The sequence below is a fragment of the Nostoc sp. KVJ3 genome (assembly GCF_026127265.1).
Lineage (GTDB): Bacteria > Cyanobacteriota > Cyanobacteriia > Cyanobacteriales > Nostocaceae > Nostoc.
Genome location: NZ_WWFG01000002.1, coordinates 2,887,076 through 2,899,843 on the forward strand (window position 1 = coordinate 2,887,076; position 12,768 = coordinate 2,899,843).

General features: G+C 42.0%; 11 protein-coding genes, 1 tRNA gene and 1 pseudogene. 7 read left to right on the forward strand and 6 right to left on the reverse strand.

Annotated elements, in window-relative coordinates:
* Positions 1 to 82: 82 nt before the first annotated feature.
* Both GTQ43_RS28355 and GTQ43_RS28360 read left to right on the forward strand, forming a co-directional pair.
* Complete coding sequence (locus GTQ43_RS28355) at positions 83 to 2,032, forward strand: AMP-dependent synthetase/ligase (protein WP_265276007.1); 1,950 nt, start codon at positions 83 to 85, stop codon at positions 2,030 to 2,032.
* Between the two features lie 42 nt (positions 2,033 to 2,074).
* Positions 2,075 to 2,524, forward strand: coding sequence for a YlqD family protein (locus GTQ43_RS28360; protein WP_265276008.1), 450 nt, complete (start codon positions 2,075 to 2,077; stop codon positions 2,522 to 2,524).
* Between the two features lie 54 nt (positions 2,525 to 2,578).
* Here GTQ43_RS28360 and GTQ43_RS28365 read toward each other — a convergent pair whose 3' ends face one another.
* The gene (locus GTQ43_RS28365) at positions 2,579 to 3,052 is read right to left on the reverse strand and encodes a hypothetical protein (protein WP_265276009.1); all 474 of its coding nucleotides are present in this window, start codon (positions 3,050 to 3,052) and stop codon (positions 2,579 to 2,581) included.
* 416 nt (positions 3,053 to 3,468) lie between these two features.
* On the opposite strand from GTQ43_RS28365, the gene GTQ43_RS28370 reads away from it, so the two are divergent.
* Positions 3,469 to 4,770, forward strand: a complete 1,302-nt coding sequence (locus GTQ43_RS28370) for a dihydrolipoamide acetyltransferase family protein (protein ID WP_265276010.1) — start codon at positions 3,469 to 3,471, stop codon at positions 4,768 to 4,770.
* A 156-nt stretch (positions 4,771 to 4,926) separates the two neighbouring features.
* The gene (locus GTQ43_RS28375; RefSeq protein ID WP_265276011.1) at positions 4,927 to 7,437 is read left to right on the forward strand and encodes a BsuBI/PstI family type II restriction endonuclease; all 2,511 of its coding nucleotides are present in this window, start codon (positions 4,927 to 4,929) and stop codon (positions 7,435 to 7,437) included.
* A gap of 77 nt (positions 7,438 to 7,514) precedes the next feature.
* Here the strand turns inward: GTQ43_RS28375 and GTQ43_RS28380 are convergent, their stop codons facing one another.
* Positions 7,515 to 8,696, reverse strand: coding sequence for an RtcB family protein (locus GTQ43_RS28380; protein ID WP_265276012.1), 1,182 nt, complete (start codon positions 8,694 to 8,696; stop codon positions 7,515 to 7,517).
* A 365-nt stretch (positions 8,697 to 9,061) separates the two neighbouring features.
* On the opposite strand from GTQ43_RS28380, the gene GTQ43_RS28385 reads away from it, so the two are divergent.
* The 3 genes from GTQ43_RS28385 to GTQ43_RS28395 all read left to right on the forward strand — a co-directional run bounded on the left by GTQ43_RS28385 (position 9,062) and on the right by GTQ43_RS28395 (position 10,380).
* On the forward strand, positions 9,062 to 9,517 hold the full coding sequence (locus GTQ43_RS28385; RefSeq protein ID WP_265276013.1) for a hypothetical protein: 456 nt from the start codon (positions 9,062 to 9,064) through the stop codon (positions 9,515 to 9,517).
* On the forward strand, positions 9,514 to 10,242 hold the full coding sequence (locus tag GTQ43_RS28390) for an HAD family hydrolase (protein WP_265276014.1): 729 nt from the start codon (positions 9,514 to 9,516) through the stop codon (positions 10,240 to 10,242). The genes GTQ43_RS28385 and GTQ43_RS28390 overlap by 4 nt, the downstream gene beginning before the upstream one ends.
* A gap of 65 nt (positions 10,243 to 10,307) precedes the next feature.
* Positions 10,308 to 10,380: transfer RNA gene (locus GTQ43_RS28395), tRNA-Ala, on the forward strand.
* Positions 10,381 to 10,615: 235 nt separating this feature from the next.
* Here GTQ43_RS28395 and GTQ43_RS28400 read toward each other — a convergent pair.
* From GTQ43_RS28400 to cdaA, 4 genes and pseudogenes are all read right to left on the reverse strand, one after another.
* Positions 10,616 to 10,744 (reverse strand): hypothetical protein, encoded by a 129-nt coding sequence (locus GTQ43_RS28400; RefSeq protein ID WP_321162520.1) that lies wholly within the window; start codon positions 10,742 to 10,744, stop codon positions 10,616 to 10,618.
* A gap of 7 nt (positions 10,745 to 10,751) precedes the next feature.
* Positions 10,752 to 10,853, reverse strand: a pseudogene (locus tag GTQ43_RS28405) (IS630 family transposase); the annotation flags it as partial.
* Between the two features lie 157 nt (positions 10,854 to 11,010).
* Complete coding sequence (locus GTQ43_RS28410; protein WP_265276015.1) at positions 11,011 to 11,760, reverse strand: isoprenyl transferase; 750 nt, start codon at positions 11,758 to 11,760, stop codon at positions 11,011 to 11,013.
* The gene (gene cdaA, locus GTQ43_RS28415) at positions 11,757 to 12,680 is read right to left on the reverse strand and encodes a diadenylate cyclase CdaA (protein ID WP_265276016.1); all 924 of its coding nucleotides are present in this window, start codon (positions 12,678 to 12,680) and stop codon (positions 11,757 to 11,759) included. The genes GTQ43_RS28410 and cdaA overlap by 4 nt, the downstream gene beginning before the upstream one ends.
* Positions 12,681 to 12,768: the final 88 nt, after the last annotated feature.

Consider the following 12,768-nt stretch of genomic DNA (forward strand, 5'->3'; position numbering starts at 1 on the left):
TGGATAATAATGACAGTTATTGTAGCGGAATAACAAAATAAGCTGTAAAAACAATTAGTTTCAGATATTTAGGTAAGGTGTGATGTCAAAAACCCAAACCGCGTCTTCTTTTTTATCTAACATCAGTGAGCAAGAACGTGAGGGCTTAAAGCGGTTGGTAGATTACACAAATGTGGAATCGCTACCAGAAGTTTGGCCTTTAGCGGCTCAACGATTTGGTGATATTGTTGCCCTCCGTAGCCCTCATGGTAAACCAGAAGCTGTGATTACTTATACACAGTTAGCGGAACAAATGCAATTATTTGCTGCTGGTTTACAGGCGTTGGGAGTGAAAGTAGGCGATCGCATTTCCTTAATTTCTGACAACAGTCCCCGGTGGTTTATTGCCGATCAAGGCATAATGACTGCTGGAGCCGTTGATGCGGTGCGTAGTTCCCAAGCCGACAAAGAAGAACTGTTGTTTATCATTGCTAATAGCGGCAGTACGGGAATCGTAGTTGAGGATTTAAAGACACTTAAAAAACTGCAAGATCGCATCAAAGATTTACCAATTCAGTTGGTTATCTTACTTTCAGATGAAGCACCACCCACAGACGAAACCCTAAAGGTGCTGAACTTTGCCCAGTTGATTGAAGTTGGGAAAAATCATAATTTTGTACCAGTTAAGCAAAATCGTGACGCTTTAGCAACCCTAATTTACACCTCCGGCACCACAGGTAAACCCAAGGGTGTAATGCTGTCTTATAAAAATTTGATGCACCAAATAATCACCTTTGGCACAGTATTACAACCCAATGTCGGCGATATCGTTCTCAGTATTCTACCTTCGTGGCATAGTTACGAGCGGACTGTTGAGTATTACCTACTATCCCAAGGTTGCACGCAAGTTTATACCAACTTGCGTTCTGTCAAAGGAGATTTGAGACAGTTTAAACCAAACTACATGGTGGGTGTACCCCGTTTGTGGGAATCGATTTACGAAGGAGTGCAAAAACAGTTCCGCGAACAACCAGCGAATAAACAACGCCTAGTTAACTTTTTATTGGGCATTAGCGATAAATATATCAAAGCCCAGCGAACTGCTCAGGGATTGGATTTAAATAATCTTCATGCCTCAGCCGTCGAACGATTAGCAGCTAAGATCCAAGCATTGGCTTTATTACCCCTCCACACCTTGGGAGAACGGTTAGTTTATGCCAAAGTGCGACAAGCCACAGGCGGACAAGTCAAGCAGATGATTAGCGGTGGTGGTGCGCTTCCTAGACACATCGATAACTTCTTTGAAATTATTGGCGTGCAAATTTTGCAAGGCTATGGTTTAACAGAAACTTCTCCCGTTACCCATGTGCGTCGTCCTTGGCGAAATTTGATTGGCGCATCAGGGCTACCACTCCCCGCAACAGAAGCTAAGATTGTAGACCCTGAAACAAAAGCGCCTCTACCAGTAGAAAAGCGAGGCTTAGTATTGTTGAGGGGCCCACAGATTATGCAAGGCTATTACCAAAATCCCGAAGCCACAGCGAAAGCCATTGATGCGGAAGGTTGGTTTGATAGCGGCGATTTGGGTTGGCTGACACCACAAGACGACTTAGTGCTGACTGGCAGAGCAAAGGATACGATTGTATTGACTAACGGCGAAAACATCGAGCCACAGCCGATTGAAGATGCCTGTTTGCGATCGCCATACATCGATCAAATTATGCTCGTCGGCCAAGATCAGCGCAGCCTGGGAGCCTTAATTGTCCCCAACGTCGAAGCCTTAGAAAAATGGGCGCAGAACGATCCGGCGGCTTCTTCACCTAGTCAAAAAATTGACTGGGAGAGTAGAATGATCCAGGATTTATTTCGGCAAGAATTGAATCGAGAAGTGCAAAATCGTCCAGGCTATCGACCGGATGACCGCATTGGGACATTCAAACTCATTCTAGAACCGTTTTCCATCGAAAATGGTTTGATGACACAAACACTAAAAGTTCGCCGACATGTCGTCACGGAACGCTATCGCGATATTATTGACGGCATGTTTGCCTGATAATTCCACCTCCCAACAGTAAAGAGTGAACGTGAAATGTTTATGGATGCCTCCAAATCTAATTTGCTTCTGAAACGCGTCGTTAACGTCAAAGTTATTGTGACTCCCCTGTGGAAAGAGGAAGTACAACAGCAGTTGCAAACCCAGATAAATCAACTCGATCAGCAACTGCAACAGTTAGACGTAGAAGGACAAAGAGCGATCGCAGCAATTCAAAAACAGAGTCTGCAACCACCTGGCCCCCAGACCCTCCAACAAATTGACAATATTCAACTCCAAGTCAATCAAAAGAAAAGTGAATTTCTAGAGCAAAAAAATCAGTTGCTGCAAAACCTCCAGCAAGTGCAGTTTCTCCAGCAAGATCAAGAAGTCAACCAATTCCAAATGGAAGGCTTTTTCCGAGTAGAAATCGGTGATAACCTGATTAGCAAAATGCAAGTCGAAATCGTTCTGCGCGACGGCGTTGTAGAAGAAATTCGCGGCGACATTTAGTTAAAGTTAGGAGTTATGAGTTTAAATTCCTAACTCCTCACTCCCCACTCCTAACTAATTTTTCACTCCAGCCCAAACTATTTGCCACACTGGAGGAGAGCTAATAAATAGCGATCGCCCAAAGGCTGACATCTCAACTCGATATTTAACTGTGCCGACTGAATCATCACCCCGCTTAATTTGCGTAATCGTCACAAGGGCCTGATTTCGTTGTGGATAAGCTACCTCTACCTTTCGCGTTCCTTCTATTGGTGCTATATCGTCAAAGGCATTCAGGGCAAGAGTTGCAGGATCGCTACCTTGGAGAGATGAGTTGATTTTTTCTAGAGGTATAGTTTTATAATCGGAACGATCTGAGTATGCCACAACTTCTTGAGACTGATGTATTGCTTTCACCTGTTGGGTTTGCCCATCACTCGCCTCAAAAATCGGTGCCGATTGCTGGCGCTGGATAACATAAACTCCAGCGCCAGCAGTGGCAAAGATACTGAGTATCACAATCAAAAATAATTTCAACTTTGCCGACATAAAAGTAAACAGGAATTTCAAATAGGTTTATTACCAATTTTGAATTCTAGATTGAACTGCATCCCATATCCTCTACCCGTGAGAAGTTCCTGTATCTTAAGTATTGGGTATGAGGAATATAAAAAATGGCAATCCCATTTAATGACTAAAAACGAGATCGAAATACTGCCTAAGCATTGAGGATAGTTCTGTATTATAAGACCTCTAAGTTATATTTAGGTTCCTGGGGTTAGGAGTGGGGAGGATGAGGGAGACAAGGGAGCAGGGGAAGATGAGGGAGAAGAATTAACCAATGCCCAATTCCCAATTCCCAACCTAAAATATAAAATCTCCAGTCCAAAACTCTCCCATCAAGATACAATTCGATCTGACAAAACCTGTTAAAGTCCATAAACCATTGATTTCCAAACCACCCTATGAGCATTCACGAAGTATTTATGCCGGCTCTGAGTTCTACCATGACGGAAGGCAAAATCGTCTCCTGGGTGAAATCGCCAGGTGACAAAGTGGAAAAAGGCGAAACAGTGGTGGTTGTAGAGTCAGATAAGGCAGATATGGATGTAGAAACCTTTTATGAAGGATTTCTGGCACATATCATAGTTGAAGCTGGTGAAACTGCCCCGGTAGGATCTGCGATCGCCTTCATCGCCGAAACGGAAGCTGAAATTGAACAGGCGAAATCTCTCGCCAATTCCTCCGGCGCGGCGGCTACTCCTACCTCATCCCCGCAACCAGTCGCCGCTACAGCCTCAGTTGCAACACCTGCCTTAGCCTCTCAAAACGGCTCTAACCACAAAGAAGGAAGGCTTGTAGTCTCACCCCGCGCCCGCAAGTTAGCCAAAGAACTGAAAGTTGATTTAACTACACTCCAAGGTAGTGGCCCCTACGGTCGCATTGTCGCCGAAGATGTAGAAGCATTATCCAATAAGGGCAAACAACCCGCTCCTGCCCCAGTTGCCCCACCAGCACCTGTAGCAACCAGCGCCCCAGTTGCCCCCCCAGCACCTCGGACACCAGCACCCGCGCCAGTAGTAGCGGCTGTTCCTGGTCAAATCGTGCCTCTAACTACCTTCCAAAATGCTGTAGTGCGGAACATGGTAGCCACCATATCCGTGCCCGTCTTCCGTGTTGGTTATACAATTACCACCGATGGATTAGACAAACTTTATAAACAAATTAAATCCAAAGGCGTGACAATGACAGCGCTACTGGCGAAAGCTGTAGCAGTAACGTTGCAAAAACACCCATTGTTAAATGCTAGTTACTCAGACCAAGGTATTGTTTATCATTCTGATATCAACATTTCCGTAGCAGTAGCGATGGATGATGGCGGATTAATTACACCTGTGCTGCAAAATGCAGATGCAGTAGATATTTATTCTCTATCGCGTACTTGGAAGTCTTTGGTAGAGCGTGCGAGGGCAAAACAACTACAGCCCCAAGAATATAACAGTGGTACTTTTACCCTGTCTAATTTGGGAATGTTTGGCGTAGATAAATTTGATGCGATTTTACCGCCTGGACAAGGTTCAATTTTAGCGATCGGGGCATCGCGTCCGCAAGTTGTAGCAACACCCGATGGTTTATTTGCCGTGCGGCAACAAATGCAAGTCAATATTACTTCTGACCACCGGATTATTTACGGTGCCCATGCTGCGGCATTCTTGCAAGATTTAGCGAAATTGATTGAGACTAATCCTCAATCTTTGACAATGTAATTTTGAAAAGACACCAAATTTAAATGTTAGCGCTATTAGCGAGCAGCAGTTTTTCGTAGAGTAGCGCTAACAATAAACAATACATACACTTAAATTTTTTATGGACAATCTATAATAATTTTGGACTATTATCACAAGCCGTTGCAATTTAAAAGCTTGTCGAAATGTTCTGCCAGAAACTTACTTGGTGAAGTAGACCTTTTGAGGATTGCTGCAAGCTTGAAACAGGAGCAAAAACAGAAGGGAAAACTGGGACAATTTTTGACTCCTGCTCCAGTAGCGGAATTAATGGCTGGGATGTTTGATAAGCTTGATCTTCCTCAAATATCCCTACTTGATGCTGGAGCAGGAGTTGGCTCATTACTTGCAGCTTTTGTGGCTAACCTTTGTCAAAGGAAACCACGTCCAGCCAATTTAGATATTGTTGCCTATGAAATTGATCCTTTTCTGATTGTGTATTTGCATCAGACATTGAAATTATGTGCCAGAGAATGTCAAATAGCTGGGATCTATTTCAACTATGAGATTCGAGATAGGGATTTTATTGAGGATGCCGTCAGGCTTCTTGGATCTAGTTTATTCGATAATGCTGACAATCGCAGATTTACCCACGCTATTCTCAATCCCCCATATTTAAAAATTAACGCTCATTCCCAAGTTCGTGGTTTGTTACGTTCTATAGGATTAGAAGCCAGCAATCTATATACAGGTTTTATTGCTGCTACAGTTCAACTTCTTGAATCAAGAGGGGAACTTGTAGCTATCTCGCCGCGCAGTTTTTGTAATGGGCCATATTTTAGAGACTTCCGCAGAATGTTTTTGGAAATGATGGCTTTAGACCAAATACATATTTTTGAATCCAGACAGGAAGCTTTTAGTGATGATGAAGTTTTGCAAGAAACAATTATCATTCATGCTGTCAAACAAAAACCAAAATTTGACAATGTACTCATCAATACGATATCGAGTGTTGATGATGATTTTATTATGTCAAATTACTCACCTTATAAAGAGATAGTTCATCCCCACGATTCGCAACAATTCATCCATATTATCCCAGATACACTAAGTCAGCAGGTCATTGGACAAATGGCGAATTTTACCTGCACATTAAAAGACCTGGGATTGACCGTATCAACTGGACGTGTTGTAGATTATCGTGCCAAAGAATATCTGTGTTTAATGCCAGAAAAAAACTCTGTTCCTTTGATTTATCCATTGAATTTCTCAGGAGGATATATTGAGTATCCAAAGGTAACTAGAAAACACCAAGCTCTAGTATATACAGAACAAACAGTCTCTCTTTTAGTACCAAATGAAAATTATGTATTGACCAAACGATTCTCCTCAAAAGAGGAAAAAAAACGAGTTGTTGCCGTTGTATATGATGCTAACCAGATTGATTGTTATTGGGTAGGTTTTGAAAATCATCTTAATTATTTTCACAAAGAGGGAAGGGGACTAAATCTTACCCTAGCACGTGGTCTTACTGCTTATCTTAACTCTAGCCTCGTGGACACATTTTTTCGTTTATTTAATGGTCATACTCAGGTTAATGCAACTGATTTACGAAATTTAAAATATCCTACAATAGCACAGCTAATAACCGTGGGGCGATGTATTACTGAGTATTTCCCATCACAGAAAGAAATTGATCAACTTGTGCAAGAAAAGTTACTGAGTATGAGCAGTCAGTGGGAAAACAACCCCTTAATAATTAAAACCCGTATTGATGAAGCACTACAAATACTAATTGAACTTGGATTTCCACGGGCACAACTTAATGAACGTTCAGCCTTAACCCTTTTGGCTCTACTTGACTTAAAGCCGACTGAACCTTGGAAAGCTGCTGCATCTCCCTTAATGGGAATTACACCAATGATGGAATTTATGGCACAGCACTATGGCAAAACATATAAACCTAATACGCGAGAAACTGTTCGCCGCCAAACAGTCCATCAATTCTTAGATGCAGCTTTGATAATTGCAAATCCAGATGCTCCTGACCGCGCTATTAACAGTCCCAAAACGGTATATAAGATTGAAGAAAGTGTGCTTGAGCTATTACGTACTTATAGAACCACTGAATGGCAAAAGAGCCTTGGCACTTACCTTGCTTCAGCTGAAACTTTGAAAAAACGATATGCTCAGGAGCGGGAACTATCACGTATCCCTATTGTGATTGAGGGGAAGATAAAAACCTTATCTCCAGGTGGACAGAATATTCTGATTGAGAAGATTGTTAAGGAGTTTGCAGAACGTTTTACACCTGGAGGAAAATTGATTTATGTTGGTGATACAGATGAAAAATTTGCCCACTTTAATGAAGTTGCATTGAGAGATTTAGGCGTTACTGTTAATTCTCACGGAAAAATGCCTGATGTGATTATCCATCATCTAAAAAATGATTGGCTAGTTTTAATTGAAGCTGTGACTTCTCATGGCCCAATTAACCCTAAACGAAAGAAAGAACTTGAAGTTATTTTTATTGATATAAAAATTCCTCTTGTAATGGTAACAACCTTTTTAAGTCGGAAAGCAATGGTAGAGTATTTGGCTGAAATTGCTTGGGAAACCGATGTTTGGGTTGCTGAAGATTCTACTCATCTCATTCACTTCAATGGAGAATACTTATTACAAGCTTACAAAGTAGATAGAGATTTTTAAACAGAATAAACTATAAGAGGGCAAATAATTTGCCCTCTCTCTCATATTTTTGGCAAATTGGGATATTCTCTACAAATTTATCCTTTCACACAAAGAACTTGCTTGAGAGTCGCTACAACTTCAACTAAATCAGCTTGATTTTGCATCACTTGTTCTATCGGTTTATAAGCACCAGGAATTTCATCTAACACACCCTCATCTTTGCGGCATTCTACGCCATTTGTTTGCTCGATCAAATCATCCAGTGTATAAACATTTTTCGCCTTATTTCTAGACATCAAACGCCCTGCACCGTGAGAACAAGAACAGAAACTGTGGGCATTACCTTTACCTTTGATGATGAAAGATTTTGCCCCCATCGAACCAGGAATAATCCCATAATCTTCAGTCTGGGCGCGGACTGCACCTTTACGAGTAACGTATACATCCTCGTCAAAATGCACTTCTTTTTCCGCGTAATTGTGATGACAATTAACTTGCAATAAAGGTTTAGTTGTCTTCCCACCGACTAAATGCTTCTCAACTATGTGCTTAAAACGCGCCATCATTACATCGCGGTTGACACGCGCATAGTTTTGTGACCATTGCAAATCGTGCCAGTATGCTTGGAATTCTGGCGTACCTGCGACAAAGTGAGCTAAATCCGGGTCAGGCAATTTATTACCTGCCATTTTCGCTAATTCTCTCGCTGTGTGAATATGACACTGGGCGAGTTTATTGCCGATATTACGCGAACCAGAATGCAGCATCAGCCAAACTTGATTCTCCGTATCAAGACACACTTCAATAAAGTGGTTTCCTCCACCGAGAGAACCCATCTGTTTCATTGCTTTACCTTGGAGGTCTTGCACGCCACGATGCAAGTCTTTAAAATTATCCCAGTGTTGCCAGTTGGTGACAGATTTTTCAACGTCTTTGTTTTCGTTGAATCCAGTAGGAATTGCTGCTTCAATATCTAGACGAATTTTCTTAAGTTTACCTTCTAGTTGTTCGGCGGTAAATGCTGTTTTGATAGCGCTCATCCCACAACCAATATCCACGCCCACGGCAGCAGGGATAATTGCCTCTTTGGTTGCAATTACAGAACCGACTAAGGCACCTTTTCCTAAGTGAACATCTGGCATCAAGGCTATGTGCTTAAAGACAAATGGTAATGATGCCATATTCTTTGCCATCTTGGTTTCTTCTGAACCCAAAGAGTGATTTGCCCAAGATAAAACGGGTGTTGGTGTGGTAATTTCTAACTTTTCGTAGGGCATAATTTTTCTATTTTGGATTTTAAATTTTAGATTGGGTATAGGGCACTGATAATTATCGGTATGACTTATAACCCATTAGCTAGTTAGTTGTAGCAATTTAAATGTTGCATTGTCTTTCATTTGCCTAGCTCAATTTTCGGGGAGATGAAGAACTACTTTTAGGGAATAGCACGTTTATACTACATATATACTACAAAGAGTTATAAGTGTCAAATCGATGCCACTGAAAGAAAAGATGTATTAAAATTTGTAAAGAAAATAACGATGATTGAAACAACCCTTTACAAAAACTGACACAACACCTATGGCAGTGCGTCAAGATCCATCCAATCTGGGAACGTTTTTTATCCCCTGTAGTGCGTCTTTTGATTGATGAAGACGGGTTACGGCGTTACGCTGATAGTAAAGAGAGCGTAGGCGTAGCCCGTCGTAGACATCGCTATCGGCGAGATGATGTCATAATTCCGTCGTACTACAGCAGTCAAAATTTTCACGGAATTAGAGGCGGATATCTCACTTACAATGCAGCAGTTACTTACGATCCGATTACTCAATATATTCTTCCGCCTAATGAAACTATTGTCCATCAGGCTTTAGTTGATGCCGTTAGGGTAAAACCACGACGCATACTTAATTTAGGTTGCGGTACAGGTTCTATTACTTTAATGTTAAAGCCTACGCAGGATGTATGGTGGATAAATCAGGTAACTAGCGGCGTTAAACCAATAGCAACTGAAAATGTCCGTCATTATACTCCCACATCAGTAGATAATAATGATTTGGAGGGATTTGGATCTCCAGCATTTGGCACAATCGCATGAGTTTAAAGGCAGTTCTCTTTGATTTTAATGGTGTCATCATTAACGATGAGGCAATCCACCTGCAACTGATAGATGAGATTCTTGTTGAAGAAAATCTCCAACCCCAAAAGGTGAGTGAGCGTCAAGCTTCTTTAGGACGCAGCGATCGCACTTGTTTTCAGCAATTACTAGCGAATCGTGGTAGAGTGAGCAATGAAAGCTATTTAACTCAGTTGCTGTACCGCAAAGCTCAAGCTTATACGGTGGAGCTAGAAAAAATAGAGAAACTGCCTTTATATCCAGGTGTCGAAGACTTAATCTATCAGGTGCGATCGCAGAATCTGAAATTAGGATTAGTCAGTGGTGCAATTCGCCAAGAAATAGAATTGGTACTCCATCGCGCCAAACTAGCCCAACATTTTAAAGTTATTGTCGCAGGTGATGATATCACCACCAGCAAACCACAGCCCGATGGTTATCTGCTGGCTGTGAAACGCCTAAATAAAGAATATCCTGAATTGAATCTTCAACCATACGAGTGTTTGGCAATTGAAGATACTCCAGATGGGATAGCAGCAGCGAAGCGATCACTTATGCAAGTTGTTGGTGTAGCGAATACTTACCCATTTCACATGCTCCAGCGTTGCTGTAACTGGACTGTTGATTATCTCAGTGATTTGGAATTGGAACGGGTGCAGAAGGTTTATTCCCAAAAAGAGCCTCAACCATCGGCAACTGAATGTTAGAATACTATGTGGTGATAGTGTATTGAGTTAATGAGTAATATTACTCTTGACTTTGCACCGATCAAGGGGAATTAGCTCAGTTGGTAGAGTGCTGCGATCGCACCGCAGAGGCCATCGGTTCGAATCCGTTATTCTCCATTTGTACATTAAATAATTATTGTCAGTTTTAAAGAATTATTGTCCAAAATCCGCCTATAGAACTCGGCTAAATATATGTTTTCTAATTTAATTTATTACAGCAAGGCCAAGGCTCTTTAATTACAAAAATAGCTTTAAAGAACTTTATTTGCAGTCTAATTACAAAAATATATAACCTCTTCTTTTGCTGTTTTCACCCAAGCAGAGGCTCCATTACTATAAAATAGCTGCGTTTCTACGTGCGATCGCACCCCACCGTTGATTGAAACTGCCACTCTAGGCGGTGATATGATTTTTCAGCATAACAAGCCGCACATAAACGAATTGGCTCTAGCTTCATTTTTTCGCCTTTTGGCGGCAGCATTTGACCTATTTACAAAGGGCAATATCCACCAATATGTTTCTCCCGATTGCGGATGAACAAAACCATATAACCACATCCATTCAAATCTCCAATTAACATTTGCTACTGGTAGTGTCCATTCATCAACCTACATCCTTATTTACAGTCAGCAATGATGTGGCGTTCTGCAAATTCGGCAATTTTTTTAAGTTATTCGCGTGAGGGATTACTCTATTGCCTCTGCGGTTTGTTATTCCGTAACTCTTGCGTAAGTCCTAAATAGATAATTAAACTTTCCCAAATCGCCGCTCCCGTTGCTGGTAAGCACACAAGGCGCGGTGAAACTCAGCCCGATCAAAATCAGGCCAGAGAGCATCTGTAATATAAATTTCTCCATAAGCCATTTGCCAGAGAAGAAAATTTGAGAGGCGCATTTCTCCACTGGTGCGGATTAATAAATCTGGGTCACTAATTCCGGCTGTATACAAGTGGCTCTCAAACACCTGCTCATCAATTTCATCGGGTTGTAGGAGACCTTGTTGAACTTGTTTTGCGATCGCTTGACAAGCTTGTAAAATTTCTTGCCGTCCGCCATAATTAGTTGCTACTAAAAACCGGATACCCCTATTATTCTTAGTTTCTTCCATTGAACGGGATATTTCTTGTTGGAGCGATCGCGGTAGATCTTGCAAATTTCCCACAAACTTAATTTGAACATTCTTTTCGACCATTTCCCGCAGTTCTTGGCGCAAAACTCTTTGAAACAGAGTCATCAAAAAATCCACTTCTTCCTGCGGTCTTTTCCAGTTCTCCGTTGAAAAAGCATAAGCTGTCAGTGCTTGAATTCCCCAATCTTGACAACAGCGAAGTAAATCCTTGAGAGCATCTACTCCTCGCTTATGACCCATAATCCGGGGTAGACCCTGATGTTTAGCCCATCGACCATTACCATCCATAATTACCGCCACGTGCTGCGGCAATAGTTCTCGTTTTAAGTCAGTAGGCAAATCTTGCAGTTTAGTTTGTTGTCCTGTCATTTTTTATCTCGAGAAGCGGTCGATGGTAATCTGAGTAAACGTGAAACCAGGGCTAGTGTCTTCCCACCTATCCGACGAACAAAACTCAGCAGACCAGGAGCAACAGCTTCCCTATCCACAGTTGGGGACAAAAGAGCCTCTAATGACTCTTTCAACTTCTTAATCGTCAGGGGTCTATTTAGGGTTCCCCGTTCCGCCAAGGAAATAGAACCCGTTTCTTCAGAGACAACGACACAAATGCAATTTTCGACCCGCTCAGTAATTCCCATTGCCGCCCGGTGGCGTGTTCCCAACTGGCGCGAGGCTGTGCGTCCCGAAAGTGGTAAGATTATACCCGATGATATGATCCGTGAGCCACGGATTAATGTCGCCCCATCGTGTAACAAAGTTTTCGGCTGAAAAATTGTCTGGATTAGTTCTTTAGAAACCTCCGCATTTAGCTTGACTCCTGGCACAGAAAAATCTCGCTCATCAATTGGCCCTGTGGTTTCCACAATTAGTAAAGCTCCAATGCGGTTTTTTGACAATTCTTTAACAGCCTCAACAATTTCATCAATTACACTATCAGATTTGGGGATTGCCAGCCGATCGGGTTGAAACAACTGGCGGAATTCGCCCCGCCCCAATTGTTCCAAAAACCGTCGAAACTCTGACTGTAGGGCAACTGCCATCGCCACAGCACAACCAATCACCAACTTTTCCAGTACAAAATTTAGCAGAGGTAGTCCTAATTTGCTACTTAGTGCTGAGGCTAGCATTAGGATAATGAATCCCCGCACCATCCACAGTGTCCGCCGCTCGCTAATAATAACTAGTATCATGTACGTCAGCGCCAGCACTAACACAATATCCAGAGTCCCAAGTAGCAAGGACTGTGACCATCCCAGGTTTATCAGCCATTGCTTCCACCAATCTCTCATGACATCTGGATTACACTTTTGCCTCTAATTACAATGATGATTTAGGAGTACAGACTCGATTAATCTCGTCTCTCCTAACTCCTGTAGA